General features: G+C 69.9%; 24 protein-coding genes. 10 read left to right on the top strand and 14 right to left on the bottom strand.

What is annotated here, in order from left to right; genetic code table 11:
* Nucleotides 1–22: 22 nt before the first annotated feature.
* Complete coding sequence (locus N5095_RS18200) at nucleotides 23–1039, bottom strand: transcription initiation factor IIB (RefSeq protein ID WP_267624588.1); 1017 nt, start codon at nucleotides 1037–1039, stop codon at nucleotides 23–25.
* Nucleotides 1032–1229, bottom strand: coding sequence for a hypothetical protein (locus tag N5095_RS18195; RefSeq protein WP_267624587.1), 198 nt, complete (start codon nucleotides 1227–1229; stop codon nucleotides 1032–1034). The genes N5095_RS18200 and N5095_RS18195 overlap by 8 nt, the downstream gene beginning before the upstream one ends.
* A 221-nt stretch (nucleotides 1230–1450) precedes the next feature.
* Between N5095_RS18195 and N5095_RS18190 the strand changes: the two genes are divergently transcribed.
* Entirely contained in the window at nucleotides 1451–1840 is a 390-nt protein-coding gene (locus N5095_RS18190) for a DUF7344 domain-containing protein (protein WP_267624586.1), read from the top strand.
* Between the two features lie 67 nt (nucleotides 1841–1907).
* Here N5095_RS18190 and N5095_RS18185 read toward each other — a convergent pair whose 3' ends face one another.
* From N5095_RS18185 to N5095_RS18175, 3 genes are all read right to left on the bottom strand, one after another.
* Nucleotides 1908–2828, bottom strand: coding sequence for a DUF7260 family protein (locus N5095_RS18185; RefSeq protein ID WP_267624585.1), 921 nt, complete (start codon nucleotides 2826–2828; stop codon nucleotides 1908–1910).
* A gap of 192 nt (nucleotides 2829–3020) precedes the next feature.
* Nucleotides 3021–3713 (bottom strand): alpha/beta fold hydrolase, encoded by a 693-nt coding sequence (locus N5095_RS18180; RefSeq protein WP_267624584.1) that lies wholly within the window; start codon nucleotides 3711–3713, stop codon nucleotides 3021–3023.
* A 271-nt stretch (nucleotides 3714–3984) separates the two neighbouring features.
* Nucleotides 3985–4815 (bottom strand): IclR family transcriptional regulator, encoded by an 831-nt coding sequence (locus tag N5095_RS18175; protein WP_267624583.1) that lies wholly within the window; start codon nucleotides 4813–4815, stop codon nucleotides 3985–3987.
* A 140-nt stretch (nucleotides 4816–4955) separates the two neighbouring features.
* Between N5095_RS18175 and N5095_RS18170 the strand changes: the two genes are divergently transcribed.
* The 4 genes from N5095_RS18170 to N5095_RS18155 all read left to right on the top strand — a co-directional run bounded on the left by N5095_RS18170 (nucleotide 4956) and on the right by N5095_RS18155 (nucleotide 8726).
* Nucleotides 4956–5309 (top strand): EthD family reductase, encoded by a 354-nt coding sequence (locus N5095_RS18170; protein ID WP_390203518.1) that lies wholly within the window; start codon nucleotides 4956–4958, stop codon nucleotides 5307–5309.
* On the top strand, nucleotides 5309–7108 hold the full coding sequence (locus N5095_RS18165) for a thiamine pyrophosphate-binding protein (protein WP_267624582.1): 1800 nt from the start codon (nucleotides 5309–5311) through the stop codon (nucleotides 7106–7108). The genes N5095_RS18170 and N5095_RS18165 overlap by 1 nt, the downstream gene beginning before the upstream one ends.
* A 43-nt stretch (nucleotides 7109–7151) precedes the next feature.
* Complete coding sequence (locus tag N5095_RS18160; protein WP_267624581.1) at nucleotides 7152–7514, top strand: cupin domain-containing protein; 363 nt, start codon at nucleotides 7152–7154, stop codon at nucleotides 7512–7514.
* 246 nt (nucleotides 7515–7760) lie between these two features.
* A complete protein-coding gene (locus N5095_RS18155; protein ID WP_267624580.1) occupies nucleotides 7761–8726 on the top strand; it encodes an NAD-dependent epimerase/dehydratase family protein in 966 nt (321 codons plus the stop codon).
* A gap of 24 nt (nucleotides 8727–8750) precedes the next feature.
* Here the strand turns inward: N5095_RS18155 and N5095_RS18150 are convergent, their stop codons facing one another.
* From N5095_RS18150 to N5095_RS18130, 5 genes are all read right to left on the bottom strand, one after another.
* Nucleotides 8751–9413, bottom strand: a complete 663-nt coding sequence (locus tag N5095_RS18150) for an Ig-like domain-containing protein (RefSeq protein WP_267624579.1) — start codon at nucleotides 9411–9413, stop codon at nucleotides 8751–8753.
* Nucleotides 9410–10108, bottom strand: a complete 699-nt coding sequence (locus tag N5095_RS18145) for an Ig-like domain-containing protein (RefSeq protein ID WP_267624578.1) — start codon at nucleotides 10106–10108, stop codon at nucleotides 9410–9412. The genes N5095_RS18150 and N5095_RS18145 overlap by 4 nt, the downstream gene beginning before the upstream one ends.
* Nucleotides 10109–10172: 64 nt before the next feature.
* Nucleotides 10173–10571: a cupin domain-containing protein gene (locus tag N5095_RS18140; protein WP_267624577.1), complete on the bottom strand. Its 399-nt coding sequence runs from the start codon at nucleotides 10569–10571 to the stop codon at nucleotides 10173–10175.
* 70 nt (nucleotides 10572–10641) lie between these two features.
* Nucleotides 10642–11259: an HD domain-containing protein gene (locus tag N5095_RS18135; protein ID WP_267624576.1), complete on the bottom strand. Its 618-nt coding sequence runs from the start codon at nucleotides 11257–11259 to the stop codon at nucleotides 10642–10644.
* Between the two features lie 10 nt (nucleotides 11260–11269).
* Nucleotides 11270–11989: an EthD domain-containing protein gene (locus N5095_RS18130; protein ID WP_267624575.1), complete on the bottom strand. Its 720-nt coding sequence runs from the start codon at nucleotides 11987–11989 to the stop codon at nucleotides 11270–11272.
* Between the two features lie 327 nt (nucleotides 11990–12316).
* Between N5095_RS18130 and N5095_RS18125 the strand changes: the two genes are divergently transcribed.
* Nucleotides 12317–13567, top strand: a complete 1251-nt coding sequence (locus N5095_RS18125) for a M24 family metallopeptidase (RefSeq protein ID WP_267624676.1) — start codon at nucleotides 12317–12319, stop codon at nucleotides 13565–13567.
* A gap of 43 nt (nucleotides 13568–13610) precedes the next feature.
* On the opposite strand, the gene N5095_RS18120 is transcribed toward N5095_RS18125, so the two are convergent.
* Nucleotides 13611–14252, bottom strand: a complete 642-nt coding sequence (locus tag N5095_RS18120) for an SOUL family heme-binding protein (protein WP_267624574.1) — start codon at nucleotides 14250–14252, stop codon at nucleotides 13611–13613.
* A gap of 111 nt (nucleotides 14253–14363) precedes the next feature.
* Here N5095_RS18120 and N5095_RS18115 point away from each other — a divergent pair, with 111 nt between their 5' ends.
* Nucleotides 14364–15386, top strand: coding sequence for an LLM class flavin-dependent oxidoreductase (locus N5095_RS18115; protein ID WP_267624573.1), 1023 nt, complete (start codon nucleotides 14364–14366; stop codon nucleotides 15384–15386).
* A gap of 272 nt (nucleotides 15387–15658) precedes the next feature.
* Here the strand turns inward: N5095_RS18115 and N5095_RS18110 are convergent, their stop codons facing one another.
* The 3 genes from N5095_RS18110 to N5095_RS18100 form a co-directional block, all read right to left on the bottom strand.
* Nucleotides 15659–16039 (bottom strand): PaaI family thioesterase, encoded by a 381-nt coding sequence (locus N5095_RS18110; RefSeq protein ID WP_267624572.1) that lies wholly within the window; start codon nucleotides 16037–16039, stop codon nucleotides 15659–15661.
* A gap of 47 nt (nucleotides 16040–16086) precedes the next feature.
* The gene (pdhA, locus tag N5095_RS18105) at nucleotides 16087–17190 is read right to left on the bottom strand and encodes a pyruvate dehydrogenase (acetyl-transferring) E1 component subunit alpha (protein ID WP_267624571.1); all 1104 of its coding nucleotides are present in this window, start codon (nucleotides 17188–17190) and stop codon (nucleotides 16087–16089) included.
* 434 nt (nucleotides 17191–17624) lie between these two features.
* Nucleotides 17625–19442, bottom strand: a complete 1818-nt coding sequence (locus tag N5095_RS18100) for a polysaccharide deacetylase family protein (protein WP_267624570.1) — start codon at nucleotides 19440–19442, stop codon at nucleotides 17625–17627.
* Nucleotides 19443–19811: 369 nt separating this feature from the next.
* Between N5095_RS18100 and N5095_RS18095 the strand changes: the two genes are divergently transcribed.
* From N5095_RS18095 to N5095_RS18085, 3 genes are all read left to right on the top strand, one after another.
* Nucleotides 19812–20066 carry a DUF7999 family protein gene (locus N5095_RS18095; protein ID WP_464368999.1) on the top strand — a complete coding sequence of 85 codons (255 nt, stop codon included), beginning with the start codon at nucleotides 19812–19814 and terminating at the stop codon, nucleotides 20064–20066.
* Between the two features lie 105 nt (nucleotides 20067–20171).
* On the top strand, nucleotides 20172–20876 hold the full coding sequence (locus N5095_RS18090) for an HAD family hydrolase (RefSeq protein ID WP_267624568.1): 705 nt from the start codon (nucleotides 20172–20174) through the stop codon (nucleotides 20874–20876).
* Nucleotides 20873–21922, top strand: coding sequence for a phosphotransferase family protein (locus tag N5095_RS18085; RefSeq protein ID WP_267624567.1), 1050 nt, complete (start codon nucleotides 20873–20875; stop codon nucleotides 21920–21922). The genes N5095_RS18090 and N5095_RS18085 overlap by 4 nt, the downstream gene beginning before the upstream one ends.
* Nucleotides 21923–21950: the final 28 nt, after the last annotated feature.

The raw sequence follows: 21950 nt of genomic DNA, 5'->3' as shown, positions 1-21950 counted from the left end.
CGCTCCCCCACGGTCGGACCGTTCAGGCGACGCCGTCGGCCACCTGGAGCTGCTCCTGGTAGCCGTTTCGCACCGTCACCTCGGTCACGTCGGCGACCTCGGCGACCTCGTTCTGGGTGCGCTTCTCGTCACACAGCATCGACGCGAGGTACACCGCGCCCGCGGCGTACCCCGTCGGCGACTTCCCGGCGTGGAGCCCCTCCTCGGCGGCGGCGCCGACGAGCTCCTCCGCGGTCCGGACGACCGTCTCGCTCAGGTCCAGTTCGGAGCAGTAGCGGGGGACGTAGTCCGCCGGGTCGGCGGGCGCGACCTCCAGTCCCAACTCCTGTGAGACGTAGCGGTACGCCCGGCCGACCTCGTCGCGGCCGACGCGGGAGGCGTTCCCCAACTCGTCGAGGCTCCGCGGGACGCCCTGTTCGCGGCAGGCGGCGTACAGCGCGGCGGTCGCCATCGCTTCGATGGAGCGCCCCCGGATGAGGTCCTCGTCGAGCGCCCGCCGGTAGACGACCGCGGCCATCTCCCTGACGCCGTCGGGGACGCCGAGCGCCGAACACATCCGAGCGACCTCGCCCAGCGCGAACTGGAGGTTTCGCTCGCCGGCGTCCTGCGTTCGAATCCGGTCCTGCCACGTTCGCAGACGTTGCATCCGGCGGCGCTTCTCCTGGGAGAGCGCCCGTCCGTTCGCGTCCTCGTCGCGCCAGCCGATTTCCGTCGTCAGCCCCTCGTCGTGGCGCGCCTTCGTCAGCGGACTGCCGACCCGGGACTTCGAGTCGCGCTCGGACTGGTCGAACGCGCGCCACTCCGGCCCGCGGTCGACCCGGTCCTCGTCGACGACGAGTCCGGTCTCCTCGTGGACGAGTTCGCCCTCGGCCGTCCGCGTGAGTTCGTCCGGGTCGAGGTCCTCGGGGTCGACGCCGGCGGCGTCGGTCGTCTCCTCGGTCCCCGCCGTCCGACCCGGGTGGTCCGCGTCCGCTCGGTCGGCCCGTTCGGGCTCCGAGCGGTCCGCCCGCCCGCCTCGCTCGCGGACGGACTCACTCATCGTCGACACCTCCGTCGGCGACCGGTTCGGCTCCGGGTTCGGACTTCGAGGCGTCGGCGACGGCGAGCGCGCCGCGGCGTTCGACGGTCCGTGTGGCGGCGCTCCCGCCGTCCTGGTCGGTCGTGCGGTTCGGCGCGTCGGCGACACCGAACGAGACGGCACGCGTAGCTACTGGGTGGCATTCCGGCATCGTCGTCGGGTAACAGCGGGCCACCGAAAGGGCTTGTGGCGGCTTCGGAGGGACGGTCGGACGGTCGGCCGTCACAGGTTCCGCGGCCGGCCGCCGCGACCGGGGCCGTCGAATTAGGTCGTTCGTGGGCGGGGCGTCCGGTGCCGGCGGCCACCCCGAGCGGGCGTGCCTATCTCTTTTGGAAGACCGCCTATGCCGTTCGCCCCCACAGAGCCAATCAGATGCTCGACAATCACAGCCCCGACACGACCGCAGCCGCAGAGGAGACGACCGACCCCGTCGACCCGAACGAGCCGACCGACTCGGCGACCGACGCCGGTCCGCCGGCCGCCCTGAGCGGCCACCTCGCGGACGCCCGCCGGCGGGCGACCCTCGACGTGCTCGCCGCCGCCGGACCGACGCTGGAGTTGGACGACCTCGCGCGCCGCGTCGCCTCGCAGGAGGCCGACCTCCCGCCCCCGAAGGTGACCGAGGAGCGGTTCGACCGGGTCGTCGCCGACCTCTACGAGCACCACCTGCCCGCCCTGGACGCGGACGACATCGTCTCCCTCGACCGCGAGGACGGCGTGTTCGTCGCCGTCGACGGGCGCATCGCGCAACGTCTCGTCTGAAGCGGACGACGAGAACAGAAAGAATCGAAGAGCGAGAGAGAGAGAGAGAGAACCGACGAGGACGTTTCTACACGCGGCTCGACGCCGCCGCCGTCACCTGTCGCCGGGTCTCCCGGAGCGACTCAAGGACGTTCGCGCCGTCGGCGAGCACCGGGTACGACACGTCGAGCGACCGGTAGAGGTACGAGTGGAACGTCTCGCTGTCGCCCGCCCGGAAGCCGAGCGTGTAGCCGTCGTGAATCGACGACTGTCGGTCGGCGAGACAGCGCTCGCACGCCGCCTCCAGTTCGTCCAGCTTCTCCCACGCCTCCCGCAGTTCGGCGTACGACGACAGCTCGAGGTGGCGCGAGCGAATCTCGGCGCACTTTCGGTCGGTCCGCGAGAGAATCGACTGGGCGTCACACACCTCCTCGGCCTCCGCGTCGAGCGTCCGCAGGAACGCGTCCCGTTCGTTGCCGGCCTCGTGTGAGCCAGCCACCAGCGCCTGTTGGACCTGCGGGCTGAACGCGGGTCCGGTCGCGACCACCGCCGCCAGCTCCTCGGAGAACTCGGCGGCCATGTTGGTCTCGAGTGACTCCCCGTACTCCTCGTCGTAGTGCGCCATCGACATCACGGTCTCGCGGTACGCCCGCCGGACCTGTTCCAGTCCGCCGTCGCCGCCCCCAGCGTCGCCGACGCCGACGAGCGTCTGTGGCCCGGCGGCGACGGCGGTCGGCGCCCGAACGGAGAGCCCCCCGACGCGGTCGGCGAACGCCTCGAAGGCGTCCCGCTCGCGTCGGGTGGTCTCGCGCTCGTTCGAGAGCAGGGACCGGGCGCTCGGCACGTACGAGAGCGAACCGAAGACGAGGACACAGAGCACGCCCGTCCAGAAGAGGACCGCGAGTAGCGCCGCAGGGTCCCAGCCGGCGCAGTCGCCCACGATGCGACAGCCGTCCGCCGCCGCGTCGGGGCCGGTTGGAATCTTCCCGACAGAGTTCGTTCCTCCCATAGTGCATGCAGGTGTGTCGTGATACCTGATAACAGTTGTGTCCGTCCGGAAAAGAACCCTCGGCCGCCGTGTCAGGTTGTGACAGACGAACTAGTTGAGACGGTTTGTACATCCGAGACGGTCGAACCAGTTCGCCCGCTCGGCATCCGGGGCTGACCCGTCGAAGACGCCGATTTCGAACGCATCGGCCCGTCAGACCGCCCCGGGGTCCGACCGCGAGAGCGCGTCGATTACCCGGTCGGCGACCGCACCGCGCCCCGACGAGGAGAAGAACTCGTGGCCGCCGTCGTACACCCGGACTCGGGAGGCGGGCGTCCGTTCGCCGATGGCGCGCACGCTCACTACCTGGTCGGTGAGCGTACAGAACACGACGCTGTCCTCGCGGAGCGGCGGCAGGCGCTTCTGTGCCTCGTGGACTGTCCGGAGGAACGCCGGCGCGATACCGTCCGGCCCCTCCCGGAGCTGCCGGTCGGTCGCGAGGTCGCCGATGGCGTCGCCGTCGGTCGGCACCGGGAGCACCGACCGGGCGGTCGGAAGTCGGAGGAGGAGCCCTCGCAGGCCGCCGGTGCCGCCCGCGATGCCCCACCACGGGCTGAGGTAGACGCGGGGGACCGCCCGGTCGAGGTGGGCGGCGATGAGCCCGCCCGTGCTGTGTGAGAGCAGCGCGGCCGGCGGGTTCGCGTCGGCGTAGCGCGCGACGGGCCGCAGGTACGCCCGCTCGAAGTCGGTGACCGTCGTCGGAATCGTCGCCGTGTGGACGTGGTAGCCGGCGTCGACGAGGCGGTCGACGAGCCACGCGACGTTCTCGTGGTCGGGGCGGTTCCCCCACCCGAGCGGGAAGAGGAGGGGCGTGTCGTCCGGGTCGCCGAAGGCGTCGAACTGCATGGCGACGCCTACTCGCGTCGGCGACTTGGTTCCACGTGTCGGGGTACCCGCCGTCCGGCGTATCGCGTAGCGACTGCCACGCGTGTCGACACGCCCATCGGTGTAGTCCGCCCACCGCTCCGAGCCCCGGCCGGCCGTTACACGATTACGCTCGTAAAGTCCGGCAGGCGTTCGAACTCCTCGAACTACGTGACAGCCCGAAGCGCTCGAACCACTCGAACCGGGCCGACCGTTCGAACGGGGCGCCGCGAACGGGGACGAGAGTCGGGTCCTACCCGTGTGAGAGGTTGATTTCGACCTCGTTGGTGGCACCGAGCAGGAGGTCGGGCAGCGCCTCGTGGAGGCGCTCACCCTTCAGTCGGTTCGCCGGGCCGGAGACGCTGATGGCGCCGACCGCCACGCCGGACTCGTCGCGGACCGGAGCGCCGACAGCGTGCAGTCCCGGCACCGACTCCTCGCGGTTGAACGCGTACCCCCGCTCGCGAATTCGTTCGAGCTGCTCGAACAGCTCCGACTCGTCGGTGACCGTCTCCGGCGTCTGCGCCGGTAGTCCCTCGGTGTCGACGATTTCTCGGACCCTGTCCGCGGGGAGGTGTGCGAGAATCGCCTTCCCGGCGGCGTGCTGGTGGAGGTACCCCCGAGACCCCTCCCGGACACCGGTGCGGACCGAGCGGCGTCCGGCGGCGCCGTAGAGGTGGACGCTCCGGGACCCCTCTGGGACGATACACCACACCTTCTCGCCGGTCTCCTCGGCGAGTTCGTCCACCTTCGGGGCAGCGAGGGGGTAGAGTCGATGAGCCTCGCGGGCCCCCAGCCCGAAGTCGAGCAGTCGAAGCCCGACGCGGTAGCCGTCGCGACGGTCGTCCCCGGCGCGGACGACGGCCCCCAACCGTTCCAGCGTGGCGAGGTGGCGGTGGACCGTACTCCGCGCGAGGTCGAGCCGGCGGCCCAACGCGGCCGGACCGAGGGGGTCGTCGCTCGTCCGGAGTTGTTCGAGAACCTCGAACGAAGTCGCGGTGGTCGTCACGGGTCGCGGCTCCGTCCCGTCGCCGGCCGTGTCGGCCGACCGGTCCGTGGAGCCGCCGGAAGCAGAGTCGTCCATGTAGGTTCTGCCCGCGGCGACCACTTAATTGTTGTTCGAGTTACGGCAACGAGTGGTGACGGAGACGCCGGCCGAACCGCGTCGCGACGCGGTCGAACCCACCGACAGAGCGAAGGTGTGCCCGCCGGATGCCACGGACGATGATGAAGATGGTGAACCTGCTCGTCCGGCGGGACGACCTCACCCACGAGGCGTTCGTCGAGCGCTGGGAGGGACCGCACGCCGAACTCGCGCGCCAGCTGCCCGGACTCCGGAAGTACACCACGTCGGTACCGACGGACCCCGAGCGGTCGGCGTACGACGGCGTGGTCGAACTCTACTTCGACGACATGGCGGCGCTGAAGGCCGCGTTCGACAGCGAAATCGGCCAGCAGGTGATGGCCGACGCCGCGGAGTTCGTCGACGGGGACGAGGGGCCGACGCTGTACCTGGAGGAGACGGTCCAACTGGACGAGACCGGAAGCGACGCCGACGGGACGGACGGGCCGAACTGATGCACACCGCCGAAGCCATCGTCGAGACACTCGAGGAGCTCGGCGTCGAGCGCGTCTTCGGCTACCCCGGCGGGCGCGTCATCGAGCTGTTCGACCACCTGCCCGACTCCGAGGTCGACCTCGTGCGCCCGCGCGACGAGCGCGAGGCGAGCGTGATGGCCGAGGTCCACGGCCGCCTGACGGGGCAACCCGGCGTCCTCTCCGGACAGGGACCCTGGATAGGCAGCCTGGGGCTCATCGGCCAGATGGAGGCCTCGCTCGCCTCCTCGCCGATGGTCGTCCTCACCGAGGCCAGCGAACGCGGGGACTACTCGACGCTGGCGCCGTACCAGCAGGCCCGCGGCGACTACGGCGGGCTCTCGCTTCCCAAAGTTCTGGACGGCGTGACGAAGGAACACTGGTTCCCGCGCACGCCCACCGAGACCCTGCGCTCGGTCCAACTCGCGTTCAAACACGCCGTCGCCGGGCGTCCAGGGCCGACGGCCGTCGTCCTCGACGGCAACGCCGTCGTCGAGGCGTTCCCCGAGGAGTCGACGCCGCCCGTCTGGGACGCCCGGGAGCAGACCCGAACCTGGCAGTCGCGCCCGACCGCCGAGGACGTCGCCGCCGCGGTCGAGGTGCTGGAGAACGCGGAGCGACCCGTGATAATCGCCGGAAACGGCGTCCACGCGAGCGGGTCGGGACCGAAGGTCCCGCTTGCAGCCGGCGGTAGTACCGCCGGCGACGCAGCGAGCGGGGGCTCGTCGGAGCGGCGCTCCGACGGAGTTCACGCGGCGCAGGCCTACGACGAACTCGCCGCCGTCGCGGAGGCGTACGACGCCGCCGTCGTCACCTCGTACCTCGGGAAGTCGACGTTCCCGGAGACCGACGCGCGGGCGGCGGGCGTCATCGGCTCGTTCGGGCACGAGGGGGCGAATCAGGTCGTCAGCGAGGCCGACGCCCTCCTCGTGGTCGGCTGTCGGCTCAACCCGATGGACACGAACTGGCAGTCGCCCTCGTTCATCCGGCCCGACGAGCAGACGATTATCCACGCCGACATCGACACCCGGAACGCGGGCTGGGTGTACCCCGCCGACGTGGGACTGATCGGCGACGCCGCGGAGACGCTCTCGGACCTCGCGGCGGCTGGTCGACGGGAGCCGACCGGCTGGGCCGCCGAACGCGCCGCCGAGGCCCGGGAGTCGTTCTCGGCGCCCGAGTGCGAGTCGGACGCGAGTCCCATCCTCCCCCAGCGCGCCGTGAAGGAGATAGAGGCCGTCGTCGACGAGGACACCCTGGTGACGGCCGACTCCGGGAACAACCGTTTCTGGCTGCTGAACTACCTCCAGACGCCCGCGGTTCGAACCTACTTCGGTTCCGGCGGCGTCGGCGGGATGGGGTGGGCGAACCCTGCCGCCGTCTCCGCCGCGATGGCGACCGAGAAGGACGTGCTGGCGGTCGCCGGCGACGGCGGGTTCGCGATGACGATGACCGCCGTCGAGACGGCCGTCGAGTACGGCGTCGCGCCGACGTTCGTCGTGCTCAACGACACCAGCCTCGGGATGGTGCGTCAGATGCAGGGCGAGGAGGGAGACATCGCCGGCGTCGAGTTCCACGACACCGACTTCGTCAGGGTGGCCGAGGGGTTCGGCGCGGAGGGCATCCGCGTCGACGACCCCGACGCCCTCGGCGACGCGCTGTCGGACGGGAAGGCCGCGGACCACCCCGTCGTCGTCGACGTCCGCATCGACCGCGAACAGGACATGGCGGCGACGCTCTCCTCGTCGTTCTACGACGAGGTGGGCGGGCTTCACGAGTAGGGCGGCGGGCAGGCTCTTCTCCGTGGGGTGCCTCGTCGGTTCCGTGGAGAAAGTGACCCTCGACGACGCCTTCGATTCGTTCGACGAACCCTGGTCGCCGCGGCTGGCGGGCGCGTTGAACGGCCAGGAAGTGAAGCTCGCGAAGGCTGAGGGCGAGTTCGTCTGGCACGAGCACGAGGACGCGGACGAGATGTTTCTGGTGACCGACGGTCGCCTCCGCATCGAGTTCCGCGAGGCCGACGACGTAGTGCTGGAGGCGGGTGAACTGCTGGTGGTGCCGCGTAGTGTGGAGCACCGCCCCGTGGCGGAGCCGACGGCGGAGATGTTATTGTTCGAACCCTCGGGCACGGAGAACACCGGTGGCGTCGAGAGCGAGTTGGCGAGCGAGGTTCGCGAGTTGGAGTAGAGAAGTGGCGCGCGCTGGCGAGCCGTCTCGTCGGCGAGGCAGCGGCGTGCGAGGGACGACCGAGCGACCGATGGGAGCGACGGAGTCGGCTGGGGAGGGTGTGGCACGGCGCGGTGGGTGGAGCTCCGAAAGGGGCCGATAGTACGACAGTATCGGCTCCGCGAGTAACCGCGAACTCGACTGCAGCCGAGAACCACACGAACGATAACGGGAAACCTTTTTCATCGAATCGCCCGCCCGTCCGGTATGGCAACGGTTCTAGTCACCGGCGGGACCGGTTTCATCGGCTCGTACACCGCGGCGGACCTCGTCGAGGCGGGCCACGACGTGGTCGCCTACGACCTCTCGACCGACCCCCGCATCCTCGAGAAACTGGACGTCGAAGACGATGTGACGATTCGCCGCGGCGACGTGAGCGACCCGACGGACGTGCTTCGCGCGATTCGGGAGACCGGCGCGACCCACGTCGTCCACCTCGCCGCGCTCCTCACGACCACCGCCCGCGAGAATCCTCGACTCGCCCAGGACGTGAACATCCAGGGGACGAACAACGTGTTCGAGGCCGCGCGTATCCTCGACGACCAGGTCGAGCGCGTCGCGTGGGCCTCCTCGGCGGCCGTCTACGCCCCCCCGACGAACTACGACGACGGCGGCGACTGGTGGGTCGACGAGGAGGACCTCGTCTACCCCGACACGCTGTACGGCGCGACGAAGGAGTACAACGAACACCAGGCGCGGGTGTACTTCGAGGACCACGACGTCTCCCACGTCGGCCTGCGCCCGACGGTCGCCTACGGCGCCTACCGCGAGACGGGCGGGTCGGCGTTCCTCGCGAACATCGTCGAGAAACCCGCGATGGGGGAGTCGTTCGCCGTCGAGTACGGCGACCAACACGTCGACTGGCAGCACGTCGCCGACATCGCCCAGGCGTTCCGCCGCGCGGCGTTCACCGACGAGAACCGCCTCTCGAAGCGAATCTACAACGTCCGCGGCGAACTCGCCACCATCCGCGAGGCCGTCGAGGCGATGCGGAAAATCATGCCCGACGCCGACCTCACCGTCAGCGACGAGGGCGAACTCCCGTGGACCCAGAAGCTGGACATGACCGCCGCCCGGGAAGACCTCGGCTACGACCCCGAATACGACCTCGAGAGCGGCTTCCGCCAGTACGTCAACACCCTCAGACGGGACGCCGGGATGGACCCGGTCTGAGTCACGCCGCGCACTCGAAACGGGTCACACCCACGGGAGCGACGGACAGCCCATCTGCGTCGAGACGCCGGCCGCTTCGATACCGTCCCCGGTGACGACGACCACCTGCGAGGAACTGTTGCAGTCGAACCACGACTCGGCCACGTCCTCGCGGCGCTCCGAACCGCCGGACCGGACGACGAACTCGTAGCTCGCCGGCACCCGGAGTTCGAGGAACGCCCGGCCGCCGGCCGGGAACGTCGCCGTCCGCTCGACGACCGACTCCCCGCCGGTCGAGAGCCGGGCGGTGACCGCGCGCGCCTCGCCCGCGGCGTTGACGACCCACAGCGAATGTGGCGGGTCGTCGCCGAGGAGGCTCCGGCCGTCGGGACCCGCCACCGCGAGCGACGCGACCACGGGACCCTCGGGGCGGCCGTCGACGCCGCCGACACCGTCCTCGCCCTCGGCGTCGCCGTCGCCGCCGCCCTTACCGTCGTCCACACCGGGTGGGAGCATCGGCAACCCTTCGGGTTCGGAAATCTCGGTCACGAGGAGGTCGTCGGCGCCGACGAGACCGTGTTCGACCGACAGCCGGCGCGCGGTGAGACAGCCGCCGAGACCGGCGACGGTCGCGAGGCCGACGCCGCGGAGCAGCGACCGGCGGGTCGCGCGAACCGGCAGAGGTGGCCGAGGCGACCGGCGCGTCATCGCCCACCTATCCGCCCGTCGGGCGTCACGGACACGCACTCGAGCATCGTCGAGACGCTCTCCATCTCGACGTCATCCGGTCCGACCGCGACCGTCGACGACGAGCGGTTGCAGTCGAACCACGACTCGTCGATAGCCTCCCGAAGCGCGTTCCCCGCCGACTCGACGGCGACCTCGTAGCTCGCCGGCGCCCGGAGTTCGAGGAACGCCCGGCCGCCGGACGGGAACGTCGCCGTCCGCTCGACGACCGGCTCCCCGCGCGTCGAGAGCCGGAACGACACGTCCCGGGGCCGGTCCGTCGCGTTCACCACCCACAGCGAGTGCGGTGGGTTGCCGTCGAGGAGGTCCCGACTGTCGGGGCCGGTGACCGCGAGCGACGCCACGACCGGACCGTCGGGAGCGTCGCCGGTCGCCACCCCGCTCGGCGGCGATGGGGCGCCCGCCGGAGCGGTCTCCGTGACGACGAGGTCGGTCGGCGACGACGGTTCGGCGGTCGCCGAACGGCTCGTCGTCGTAGTCGGTGCAGGCGCGTCGGTCGAGTGGGTCGTCGTCGACTCGGTGGTCGGCGCCGACGCGGTCGTCGACCCCGGCCCCGAACCGGCGGGCGCGTCACCGGCACAGCCGGCGAGACCGGTGAGAGCGCCGGCGCCGGCGGTCACAGCGAGCGCGTGGAGGGCGTCGCGGCGGGAGTGCATACGGCCCCACTTCCGGCACCCGATAAATGTCTTCTCCCCTGTCGTCTCCGTAGTCGGCTCTCGACTACTCTCCCCCGCCGGCGTGCTCCAGAACCACGCCGTCGTCTTTCACCGGCGGCGCCCCCACGACGAACACCTCGCCTGGCTCGACGCACCGAAGTTGCCGGACCGTCTCGGGAGCGACGACGGTCACGTCGCCGGCCTCAAGTTCCATCTCTTCTTCGCCGCTCTCCCCGAGTTCGAGGACGAACCGCCCGGAGAGGACGTGGTACAGTTCCTCCTGCTCCTCGTGGTAGTGACGGTTCATCCGCTCGTCGGGGTCGAACTGCCAGACGGACGGGCGCATCTCCTCGGGTCGGAGTTCGTAGCCGACGGCCTTCAGTCGGGGGTCGAACTCGTCGAGGTCGCGGGCTTCGACGCTGTTCAGGTTGAGCTTCGTCGGCGTCTCGGGTGACTCTGCCATCGACTGGCTTTCGGACGCGGGCGAGAAGAAGCCGGGTGGCCGTCGTGACCTCGACCGCGCCGACGACCGCCTACTCCTGTGTCTGTGAGTACTTCTTCACCCACTCCTTCAGCGAGAGACCCATCGTCGCCTGTGTGATGGCGTTCGAGGACGCCGAGTTCGCGCTCGTCACGAGTTCGGCTTCGAGCGTGCGCTTCGGAATCTCGCCGATGAAGTGCGGGATGGCCCGCTGGACCGCGAGCGGACAGCCCACCTCGTGGGCCAGTGCGTACCCCGACATGGAGTGGGGCACCTCCTCGGTCGCGTACTCGGGGTCCGGGTCCACGAGGTCGGCGTCGACGTGGGCGACGTACTCGTAGCACTTTCCCACGTCGTGGAGTAGGCAGGCGGCCCGAACGGTGTCGAGGTCCGGGTCGGCGCCGTGGAACTCGCGCTGTTCTTCGGCGATACGGATGGCGATGCGGGTCACCCCCCGAACGTGCTCGACGTTGCTCACCTCGTCGATGTTCCACGCGTAGGGGATGTCCTCGACGTCTCGCCACCCCCCGCGGTCGAGGCCGAGACACCACGCCTCGACGACCTGCTCGCGCAACGTCTCGTCCTCGACGTCGGCGAGTTCCGGGAAGGCGGCCTCGACCTGCTCGCGGTAGGCGGCGACGGGGTCCGAGTCGGAGTCGGTGTCGCTCATCGGCGCGGAATCACCGCGTCTCGTCCTTCTGGACGGTTTCACGACCGATGAATCGGGGGCGCTCGTCGATGGCGAGGAAGTTGTTCACGTCCTCTCTGGCCTCCTTGGCCTTCCCCTTCGCCGGGTCGTAATCGCGGGAGCCCTCCGACCCGAGTGCGTCGTGCAGCGCGTCCAGGTCCTCGAAGTACAGTTCCGCGATGCCGTCGAACTCGGCGTGGGGTGCGTCGACCGGGAGAACGGTGTCGTACTTGACGACGCCCTCAATCTCCCGAGCGATGGGCGTGTGCTCGTTCTGCCAGTGGTCGACGAACTCCTCGTGGCTCATCCCCTCTTTGCGGACGAGGAACGCCGAGTGCTTGTAGAGGCCGTCGGTGTCGCCGTCGACCTCGTCTTTCTGAGTTACGACCTCGCCGATGAACCGCGGTCGGCTCTCGATGTCGAGGAAGTTGTCCACGTCCTCGCGCGCTTCCTTCGCTTTCCCCTTCGCCGGGTCGTAGTCGCGGTTCCCGTCGGAGCCGAGAGCGGCGTGCAGGGCGTCCAGGTCCTCGAAGTACAGCTCGGCGAGCCCGTCGAACTCCGCGGCTTCGGGGGTGACCGGCTGGACCGTCGCGTACTTGACGACGGCCTCTATCTCCCGGGCGATGGGCGTGTGGTTCGTCTGCCAGTAGTCGACGAACTCCTCGTGGCTCATCCCCGGTTTACGTACCAGTAGCGCGACGTGCTTGTACATCCGCTCTGAGGCTGGTCGCGGCCGAGCATAAAACCCGAGGGCGACACGAACGGCGGCCGTCGGCTCCGGCGCCCTCGTGCGGTTTTTCTGCGGACACGGTGGTGTTGGTTCGTCCCTAGAACGCCCCGCGGCGACGACGAACACCGAACAGCCGTCGGGGGGTTCCGAAAGGGGCCGGGCGCTTCCGAAGGTCACTCCGGCCGTGTCGGAAGCGTCGGCAAGCGCAACTCACAAGACGACACCCGGGACGACGAAACCGAATTACGGCGTACATTCATTACACACCCACAAGAAGCCGAACCCATGTCGCTGTACGAGCGGTCGTTCATGGAGGGTACCCGCGGGACGATGGCCGTCGACTGGGAGGAGCGCATCGACGTGAAACGCCTGCGCGAGGAGCGCCGCGAGCGCGCGCTCGAACGCATGGACGAGGCGGGCCTCGGCGCGATGCTCCTCCTCGACGACCCGAACATCCGGTACGTCACCGGCCTCGCGATGACCGGCGGAAGCGGCGCGGACCACTACTCCCTCCTGCTCGAAGACGGGCAGGTCGTCCACTGGGACACCGCCGACCACGCCTCCAACCAGCGGTTCAACTGCCCGTGGCTTGCCGACGTTCGGTACGCCTGCCCCGCGCTCGGAAACGTCCCGCGCGCGTCCGGGCGCGACTCCGCCCGGGAGTTCCTCCTCGAGACCATGGCCGAAGGTGTCGCTTCGGCCCTGGAGGAGTACGGGTACGCGAAGGAACCGGTCGGCATCGACGTGGGCCACGCCGGCCTCCACGACGCGCTCGAATCACAGGGGGTCGACCTCCGCCCCGCCGAGTGTGCCGCGGTGATGGAGGACGCCCGCAAGACGAAGACGCGCGACGAAATCGAGTGTCTCCGGCAGGTGGCCGCCATCTGCGAAGCCGGGTTCCAGGCCATCAAGAACGAAGCCGAACCCGGGAAGCGCGAGTCCGAGGTGTGGGGCGACGCCGTCCGCGAACTGTGGCGTCACGGGGCGATGGCCCAGGGCGGCTACCTCACCTCGGGACCGAACACCTGGCCGAAGCATCAGGCGAACACCACCGACCGAATGATTCGACCGGGTGACCTCGTCTACGCCGACTTCTACAACATCGGCTACCTCGGCTACCGCTCGTGTTACTACCGGACGTTCTCGATGGGCGAACCTACGCAGGAGCAGCGAGACGCCTACGAGACCGCCCGCGACAACCTCTACGACGTACTCGAACGAATCGAGCCGGGGGCCACCACGGACGACATCGCCCGGGGGTTCCCGGATATGGAGGGCGAACACGCCGACTTCTACGACGCGGACGAACACTGGCAGCTGACGACGAATCACTGGGCACACGGGCTGGGGCTCCAGTTGTACGAAGTTCCCCTCGTCTGGCGCGGGCTCTCCCCCGACCACCCCATCGAAATCGAGGAGGGGATGACGATGGCCGTCGAGACACAGGAGCCGGCCGGCCGGCAGGGCGTCAGGGTGGAGGAGATGGTCGTCGTCCGCGAGAACGGCGTCGAGGTGCTGAGCCAGTGGCCGGTGGAGGAAATCACGCGAATCGACTACTGAATCGGCCGGGTCGACCCACCCCGCGTCGGCTCGTTCGAGTCGGTCAGCGAGTCGGTACCTCGACGGCGACCTCGTTGCGACGCATGAACGGCGGCGTCCCCGGCCCCTCGTACTGCATGACGAACGGCTCGCCGGTCGGCGAGACGCCGTGTTCGGTCAGCGTCGCGAGCAGGTCGCGGGTCTTCTTCTCGACGCGGCGGTCCGTCGCGTACCACGTGAACGGGAGGACCGCGACCGTCCGGCCGGGAATCGCCCGCACCGTCACCGAGTCGTCGGTCGGCTTCGGCGCCGACTCGGCGGTGTAGTGCTTCGGGAGGAAGAACTGCATCCGAACGCCCGACTCCGCCGACTCCGTCGCGACCGGCGTCGTCATGGGTATCTCGGTCGAACCGTCCTCGGCCGCCTCCGTCGACTCCGTCGCGACCGGCGTCGTCATCGAAATCTCCTCGTCGACGACGTTGTCGCCGGCGATGTATCGGAACAGGCGCCGGAAGGCGGTGCCGTCGCCCGAGGCCGTCGTCTCGACGACGACGGTGTCGGGATAGCGCCGGAGTTCGACCCGACCGAGGTGGTCGACGACCTCGTAGTCGACCGACTCCGTCTGCCGGTCGGAGTAGGTCCGGTACGCCGACCAGACACCGACCGCACCGAGGGCGACGACCGCCGCTTTCGTGACTGTTCGCATGGCCACAGAGAGGGGCGGCGAGGGCAAAAAGTCGCGCGTCGGCGAACGTTGCGACTGCCGGGGGCGGCCCCGCGGAGGAAGGACTAAGCCGGAGCCACCGGACGGTCGACCATGGACATCGGGACGGGGCTGTTCACCTGTCAGCGACGCCCGGACGACGACCGACCGACGAGCGACCTGTACGACGAGATGCTCACGCTCGCCGACGCCATCGAGGACGCCGGTCTCGACAGCGCGTGGGTCTCGGAGCACCACTTCCTCGACGACGGCTACCTCTCGGGGACGATGCCGGCGCTCGGCGCGCTGGCCGCCGCGACGGAGGAGATCGAGATCGGCTCCTGCATCGCGCTCGCGCCGCTGTACGACGCCGTCCGCCTCGCGGAGGACGCCGCGACGGTCGACCTCCTGTCCGACGGACGCCTGACGCTCGGACTCGCCATCGGCTCCAACCCCCGGGAGTTCGCGGAGTTCGGCGTCCCGCGGGAGGAGCGGGCGGAACGCCTCGCCGACACGGTGTCGGTGCTCCGCGGCGCGTGGTCCGCAGGCCCGCTCGACTACGACAGCGAGTTCCACGCAATCTCGGCCGACACGTCGGTGACGCCGAAACCAGACGGCGAGGTGCCGATCATGCTCGGCGGCTCCGCCAGACCCGCCGTCCGCCGGGCCGCCCGCGAGGCCGACGCCTGGTGTGCGCCCTCGGCGCTCTCGGTCGACGGCGTCCGCAAGCGCGCCGCCGACATTCGGAACGTGCGCGAGGAGGAGGGCCTCGACGGCGACTTCACGTACTACGTGCTCCAGCACGGGTTCGTCGGCGACTCCGAGGACGAGGCGTGGGAGGCGATGAGAGACGGCTACTTCTACCTCCAGCGTCGGTACGCCGAGATATTCTCCGGCGAGGCGGTCGAGGAACTCGACGACGAACGGAAGGCCGAACTGAAGGAGCAGGCGATATTCGGCACGCCGGAGGAGGTGGTCGCGGGGCTCGACGAGTACCGCGAGGCGCTCGCCGACGCCGGCGTCGACGACGAGGACGTGCACTTCGTCTTCCGCACGTACTTCCCCGGCGTCGGCACGGACCGGATGGTCGACTGCGTGGAGCGACTGGGAGCGGAGGTCGCCCCCGAGGTGCGATAGGACGGTCGCTCGGTGCGGTCCTAAAGGGGCGAGCAGGCGGCGCGTGGCGTCGGATATCACGAGGCGGCGCGCCGCACACCCGCCGAAGCCGACCTCGCGCCCGGGTCAGGACACACGAGGCCGTGGTTCCGTTTTCGGACAAGAAGGTTCGCGTTCGAGAGGAGTGACGACGACCGGCCCAGCCAACCATCGTGGGTGGGGCTTCCGAGGGCCGTGGTCACCGCCCCATCACTCACGTTCCCTGAACAAACAGTGGCCTCGGTCGTACCCGATTACCCCGTCTTGTACACACCGCGGGCCTCGGCGGCGTGTTCGTCGTCGACGTACACCGAGACGTCGACGACGCCCACGTCGCCGCCGACTCGGACCACGTCGGCCTCGGCGGTGAGGTCGCCGGTGCCGGCGCTGAGGTAGTCGATACGCATGTCGATGGTCGGTACCGGCTGGTCGACTACCGAGACGAGCGCGGCGCCGCCGACGGTGTCCGCGAGGGTGAACGTGACGCCGCCGTGGGCCATCTGCCGGTCGGCGTTCCAGGAGAGCTCCTCGCGCATCTCGACGCGACCCTCCGCGTGGCCGTCCTCGACGCTCGTCAGTTCGACGCCGACGAGGTCGGCGAACGGCATCGTCTCGAAGAACTCCTCGATGTCCATGCTCGGGGGTCGAGCGGCTCTCACTTAAAAACCGGCGCGCGACGGCTCTACTCGCGCGTCAGCGCGTCTTCGCCGTACTCCTCGACGAGCGCCTGCAGTTCGGCGAGCTGCTCCTGCTGGGCGGCCGGCAGTTCGTCGTACATGTGCTCGAAGAGGTCCGCCGGCGAGTCGGTGGCGGTCTCGGCCGCCTCGATGGCCTCGGCGACCTCCGTCTCGGCCCAGCCGCGGATGGCGTCGTCCAGCTCGTCGTCGAGCCGGCCGGTCTCCCGGAGGAACGTCTCGAAGCGCGGGAGCGGGTCCTTCTCGGCCCACTCCTCGGGGACGCCGTCCCGGTAGACAGAGGGGTCGTCGGCGGTGGTGTGGGCGCCGAGTCGGTACTGAACCGCCTCGATGAGCGTCGGGCGGGCTTCACCGGGACCGGGGTTCCGCGCCTTCTCGACGGCGTCACGGGTGGCCGCGTAGACGGCGATGGGGTCGGTCCCGTCGACGCGGACACCCTCGAAGCCGTAGGCCTGTGCTTTCTGCGCGATGGTCGGCGCCGCTGTCTGGCGTTCGCGCGGGACGGAGATGGCCCACTGGTTGTTGTTGCAGAAGAACACGACGGGCGCGTCGAACACGCCCGCGAAGTTCAGTCCCTCGTGGAAGTCCCCCTCGCTGGTCGCGCCGTCGCCGTGGTAGGCGAGGACGACCCGGTCGTCGTCCCGGTAGTTCGAGGCCATCCCCATGCCGACCGCGTGTGGGAGTTGGGTGGCGATAGGGATGTACTCCGGCATGACGTTGACACCCTCCGAAACGGCGTACCCGTCGCCGACGCCGCGCAGCGTCGTCAGAAGCTGGGAGAGCTCCATCCCGTGGACGACCTTCGCGATGTGGTCCCGGTAGGTCGGGAAGAGCCAGTCCTCGCGGTCGAGGGCGTAGGCGCTCGCGACCTGTGCGGCCTCCTGTCCACGCATCGGGGCGTACGTCGCGATTCGCCCCTGACGCTGCCAGGAGAGCGCCCGCTCGTCGAACCGGCGAGCCAGCCGCATGTGCTTGTAGACGCCGAGGAGCGTCTCGTCGTCGACGTCGATGGGGGTCTCGGTCGGGAGCCCCTCCCCGTCGAGGTAGCTGATCGAGGGCGATTCGTCGGGTCCGTCGTCGAGTACGCTCATGGTGGGTCGGTCCAGGTGTCTGTGGCTGTGGCTCTCGGACCGCGAGGCGCGGCGCCGCCGCGTTCGCGGACCGGTGTCTGGCACTGTCACCGCGGGCGAGGGCCGTTCACGGCGCTCCCTCGGTCCGGGTCCGTCGACCGCCGTCCCCTGCCGCACTCGGTGTCGGTCCCCGAGCCGTCGCCAGTCCTGTCCCCAGTACCGATGCGTGGGATTCTCGCGCTCCCCTGCGTACGGTGCGGACGTCGGTCGGACTGACGGCGTCCATGGCAACATTTGCAGGCGGATATGTATTAACTATTGTGTGGGATTCCGTCGCACGACGTTCGGCGCGGTATTTAAATGGCGCTACGATACGTCGGTCCAACCGGAGTATCGGTGACTAATCGGAACGAGGCGGGGTGAGAAGAGCGGTCCCCCTCCCCGGCACCGACCCGCTACTCCTCCGGACCGTCCCCGCCCCGACGAGAGAAGAGGTACGCCGCCGCGCTCCCGAGTCCGACGACGACGGCGAGTATCTCGAGCGGAAGGGAGAGTGCGTCGCCGTCTCGGGTGGTGATGCTCCGCTCGTCCGAGGCCGTCCCCGGCTCCGTCGCGTCCTGGAGTCCCGCCTCCGCCACCCGCTCGGTCGTCGCGCTCGGGGAGGGACGGACCGTGGTCGGCGTCGGTGTGAGTTCGGTCGTGACCTGGGAGGTCGGGTCGTCGCGCCCCTCGACGAGAACGGTCGTCGTCTGAGCGCCGACGGCTAGCTCGTACTCGCCCGGCGAGGTGACCCGACCGGCGAGTTCGAACGTCCGCTCCTCGCCGCTGTCGGCGAAGACGCGTTCGGCGTCGAGAGCGGTCCCGCCGAGCGTCAGCTCGAACGTCCGAGAGCGAGGGATGACGTCCGTGTTGGAGACGGTGACCGTAACGAGAACCTCGTCGCCGACCAGCAGCGTCGTGTTCGCGACGTCGACGTTCCGGATGCCGAGTCCTCCCTCTTGGCTCACGTCGACACCGCCACCGCCACCACCGCTGGCTCCGCGGCCGTCCGACCCGTCGTCGTCCGGCTTCGTGTCTTCTTCCTCGCTGGCCGGCGTCTCCGGGGACGTCGTCGGCTCCGAAGTGACGGTCGCCGGCGAAGACGACCCCGCCGTCGTCTCGGGCGTCGTCGTCTCCGTCGTCTCGGGCGTCCCGGTCGTCGTCTCCGTCGTTCCGGTCGTCCTGGTCGTCGTCGTCTCGGGCGTCTTCGTCTCGGTTGTCGACGGCGCCGATTCCCCCGTCATCAGCCCCAGTCGCGAGAGCGCCTCCGAGAGCGTGACGATATCTATTCCACGGGCCCTCGCCTGCCGAATCGTCCACCGAACCCGCTCCACCGGGAGCGTCTCGTCCCACGAGTGGCTCCCGAGGATACCGAGCGCGTCGCGGGCCGCGAGTTCGTCGAGCCACGCACCGAGTTGCGCGTCGGTCATCCGTCGCTCGGAGAAGTACTCCCGCGACAGGTTCGGGAGCTCGATGCGGTCGACGGGGTTCAGTCCCTTGACGTCGTACGCGGCGTGTGAGCCCGCGTCGGTGACACCGACGAAGTGCTCCCCGACGAGGCCCCGCGTCGAGGGGCCGTACTGGCTGTACGGGAGCACGAGGTGGTTCCCCGCGCCCGGACCGAACGCCCGCCGCAGCGTCTGTCGCGACTCGGCGAACGTCGCGTCGACGAACGAGGGGTCGTACCGCTCGTACGCGCCGTCGGCGACCCGGTAGTCGTTCTGGAGTGGCTCCCGAAGCTCGACGAACGGCACGTCTCTGTCCGCACCCGCCACGCGGACGACCTCGCTTCGAGCCCCGTCGGTGACCTCGATCGGGTCTCCGGAGAGTTTACCGTGCTGCCACGTCTCCGTGTAGAGCCGCGTATCTCCGGCTCGGGCGTCCCGTGTGAGGTCGACTGGAGCCAGCCACCGATGCCGATGCGTGTGTGAGAGGACTCCCCAACCGCCTTCGTCCTGCATCTCACGCAGCTGTTCGCCGCTCAGGAAGTCGTCGATGCCGATACGGTTCGTGACCACCGCCGTGCAGGCCGGCGCCCCCTCCGGCCGATGAGCCCCCTGGTAGAGCTTCGTGTAATCGTCGTCGTGTCCGTCGTCGTACGTGAAAACGAGCATCCCGTTCGAATCCGCATCCTCCGGGAGCCCGTGTGCTGCACCGCCCTTGCCCACCACCGCGGCGCCGGCTAGGCCAGCTACGAACCCCCAGCGTGTCGCCCAGTCACGTGGTCCGGTCACTCCCTGTCTGTCAGCCCGTAGCCGTATTGTAAATGACATCGAATCAATAGAAACGGGAGACCGACGCCGAACGCAACCCCGTCGCCACCCCCAACCGCGCCGACCGGACACCACCGCGTCCGGAGTTCTCGGCGCGCGCCACAGCCGTTTCTTCACGAACGTTCACGAGGTAGCAAACCCGACAGCCGCCGAATCGACGGTTAATCAGCCATTTAGATGTCAGTCGCGCTTGAAATCGGTGCCAACGGTCGCGAGGTTCATAACCATGCTCTCGTAATCGGAATCGACGCCGGGCGCCCCGCCGGCGACGTAGGCAGCACGTCGTCGGCGCCGGGGGACAGGGGGCGACCGGAACGGGAGGAGAACACCATGATGCAGACCCAATCCAAAGCGCGGATCGAACCCACGACGGTATCCGTCGTCCGATCGATGAACGACCACGGTGCGATGACCGTCGAGGCGACGGCGACCAACGACACCAGACACGTCGTCGAGTACGCGGACGGCGACCTGAAGGAGACGCTCGCACAGCTCCCGGCCGGAGCGAGCGTCCCCCTCGAACTCGAGCGAGTCGGCGGCCGCGGCAACTGCTGGCGTGTCACCGGCCTGCCGTCGAACCGCTGAACCAGCGGGGGCGACGACCGGGAGCTGTCGAACGGCGCCCACCGACCTACCCGCCAGCCGCGGCCGTCGTACGACGTTTTTGCCGTCAGGAGACGTACTACGCCCGTGAGTGACTTCGACGCCGTCCTCTTCGACCTCGACGGAACGCTCTGTCGGGGCGACCAATCCGGCGAGACCCTCTACCGCGGCGCGTTCGAGGCCGCCGGCGTCGAACCGTTCGGCCGGCCCGACGAGCTGTGGGCGTCGCTCGACGGCCCGCCCACGCCGAACGACGAGGCGACCTACCTCGCCCGAGGGTTCGCCGCCGTCGCCGACCACCACGGCCACACCGTCGACGCCGACGCCCTGGCCGACGGCTTTCTCGCGACCGTCGACAACACCGCCGTCTCCGTGCTCCCCGGCGCTCCGGCAGCGCTCTCGTCGGCGCGCGAGAACGGTCCGGTCGGCCTCGTGACGAACGGTCCCGAGCACCGGCAGGCGACGAAACTGACGGCGCTGGACCTCGGCGACGCCTTCGACGCGGTCGTGTTCGCCGGCGACCTCCCCCGGCGGAAACCCCACCGCGAGCCGTTCGACCGCGCGCTCGACGCTCTCGGCGTCGACCCCGTCGCGGCGCTCCACGTCGGCGACTCATTCGAGTACGACGTCGCCGGCGCGAGAGCGGCCGGGCTCCGGGCCGCGTGGTACGTCGGCGGGACGGACGGGGACGGGGACGGCCGCCCGGACCCCGACGACGACCGCCCGGACTACGTCCTGCGACACCTGAACGACCTCGGCGACGCGCTCGGGGTGGGCGGGCCGGACGGATGACCGGCGAGCGGCGGTGGGACGGCCGACCCGACGCCCAGACCCTCGCCGTCCTCGCCCGCGAGTTCCCGGACCGCGAGGCGGTGGCGACGCGGCCGGCCGCCCGCGGCAACACCAAGTCGACCGCCCTCGTGACGTTCGCCGACGGGGAGAGCGTCGTCGTGCAAGTCGGGGCCGGGGACGGAGCCGACCTCCGTACCGCGGCGACGCTGCTTCGGGGCGTCCGCGAGCGCACCTCGATTCCGGTGCCGCGCGTGCTCGCCGAAGGGTGGCTCTCGGCCGCGGACCCACCGGCGGAGACGGCCCCGAGCGAGAGCCGAGGGGACGAGCCTGCCCGGCAGTACGTCGTCCTCGAACGCGTCCCCGGCGAGGACCTCCACGAACGGTTCGTCGACCTCGACGCCGAGGCCCGGCGTCGCATCGCCGCCGTGTTCGGACGGTCGCTCGCAGAGCTCCACGAAGCGTTCGACTTCGAGGGGTACGGTCCGGTCACCGTCCACGACGACGCGGTGGGCGAGCGGAGGTGGCGGGCGGACGGGGCGGACGGGCAGGCGACCGAGACCGAGTGGCGGACGTGGTTCGACACGTACGCGCGGGCGGGCGCGAGGGCGCTCCCGGCACCGTTCGACGACCTCCGGGATGCCGTCGTGACGGCGGTGGACGGGGCGGAGCTCCCGAGCCGACCGCCGTCGCGGCTCTACCCGTGGGACCTCCGGCCGGGGAACGCCCTCGTCGCCGGCGGCGAGGTTACGGCGTTTCTCGACTGGGACGGTCCGCTCGCGGCCGACCCCGGGCTCGCGGTCGCGAAGGTCGAACACCTCGTCGCGGACTGGTACGTCCCCGGGGAGCGTGACCGTCTGCGTGAGGCGTTCCGCGAGGGGTACCGCGAGCACCGCGACTACCCCGAGGTCCCGGCGGTCTACCGGCTCGTCGCGGTCGTCAGGTCGGCCGTCGACGGGCGAGGTGTCGTGACCCGACCCCTGTACCCGGAGGTCGACGGCGACGACGCCGTGGCGTTCCACCGCGAGGCGATGAGCCGGTGGCTGTAGCCTGGCGGGACCGTCAGGTCCCCGTACA

Source organism: Halobium salinum (genome assembly GCF_026586625.1).
GTDB lineage: Archaea > Halobacteriota > Halobacteria > Halobacteriales > Haloferacaceae > Halobium > Halobium salinum.
This window is presented reverse-complemented; position numbering and strand designations above follow the sequence as displayed.

Bases quoted from the DNA above. Each gene is read 5' to 3' on its own strand.
- N5095_RS18120 (WP_267624574.1), bottom strand. From the start codon at position 14,252: ATGCGAACAGTCACGAAAGCGGCGGTCGTCGCCCTCGGTGCGGTCGGT.
- N5095_RS18140 (WP_267624577.1), bottom strand. From the start codon at position 10,571: ATGGCAGAGTCACCCGAGACGCCGACGAAGCTCAACCTGAACAGCGTC.
- N5095_RS18195 (WP_267624587.1), bottom strand. From the start codon at position 1,229: ATGCCGGAATGCCACCCAGTAGCTACGCGTGCCGTCTCGTTCGGTGTC.
- N5095_RS18115 (WP_267624573.1), top strand. From the start codon at position 14,364: ATGGACATCGGGACGGGGCTGTTCACCTGTCAGCGACGCCCGGACGAC.
- N5095_RS18125 (WP_267624676.1), top strand. From the start codon at position 12,317: ATGGAGGGTACCCGCGGGACGATGGCCGTCGACTGGGAGGAGCGCATC.
- N5095_RS18135 (WP_267624576.1), bottom strand. From the start codon at position 11,259: ATGAGCGACACCGACTCCGACTCGGACCCCGTCGCCGCCTACCGCGAG.
- N5095_RS18110 (WP_267624572.1), bottom strand. From the start codon at position 16,039: ATGGACATCGAGGAGTTCTTCGAGACGATGCCGTTCGCCGACCTCGTC.
- N5095_RS18180 (WP_267624584.1), bottom strand. From the start codon at position 3,713: ATGCAGTTCGACGCCTTCGGCGACCCGGACGACACGCCCCTCCTCTTC.
- N5095_RS18130 (WP_267624575.1), bottom strand. From the start codon at position 11,989: ATGTACAAGCACGTCGCGCTACTGGTACGTAAACCGGGGATGAGCCAC.
- N5095_RS18190 (WP_267624586.1), top strand. From the start codon at position 1,451: ATGCTCGACAATCACAGCCCCGACACGACCGCAGCCGCAGAGGAGACG.
- N5095_RS18200 (WP_267624588.1), bottom strand. From the start codon at position 1,039: ATGAGTGAGTCCGTCCGCGAGCGAGGCGGGCGGGCGGACCGCTCGGAG.
- N5095_RS18095 (WP_464368999.1), top strand. From the start codon at position 19,812: ATGATGCAGACCCAATCCAAAGCGCGGATCGAACCCACGACGGTATCC.
- pdhA (WP_267624571.1), bottom strand. From the start codon at position 17,190: ATGAGCGTACTCGACGACGGACCCGACGAATCGCCCTCGATCAGCTAC.
- N5095_RS18155 (WP_267624580.1), top strand. From the start codon at position 7,761: ATGGCAACGGTTCTAGTCACCGGCGGGACCGGTTTCATCGGCTCGTAC.
- N5095_RS18145 (WP_267624578.1), bottom strand. From the start codon at position 10,108: ATGCACTCCCGCCGCGACGCCCTCCACGCGCTCGCTGTGACCGCCGGC.
- N5095_RS18170 (WP_390203518.1), top strand. From the start codon at position 4,956: ATGATGAAGATGGTGAACCTGCTCGTCCGGCGGGACGACCTCACCCAC.
- N5095_RS18165 (WP_267624582.1), top strand. From the start codon at position 5,309: ATGCACACCGCCGAAGCCATCGTCGAGACACTCGAGGAGCTCGGCGTC.
- N5095_RS18175 (WP_267624583.1), bottom strand. From the start codon at position 4,815: ATGGACGACTCTGCTTCCGGCGGCTCCACGGACCGGTCGGCCGACACG.
- N5095_RS18150 (WP_267624579.1), bottom strand. From the start codon at position 9,413: ATGACGCGCCGGTCGCCTCGGCCACCTCTGCCGGTTCGCGCGACCCGC.
- N5095_RS18085 (WP_267624567.1), top strand. From the start codon at position 20,873: ATGACCGGCGAGCGGCGGTGGGACGGCCGACCCGACGCCCAGACCCTC.
- N5095_RS18185 (WP_267624585.1), bottom strand. From the start codon at position 2,828: ATGGGAGGAACGAACTCTGTCGGGAAGATTCCAACCGGCCCCGACGCG.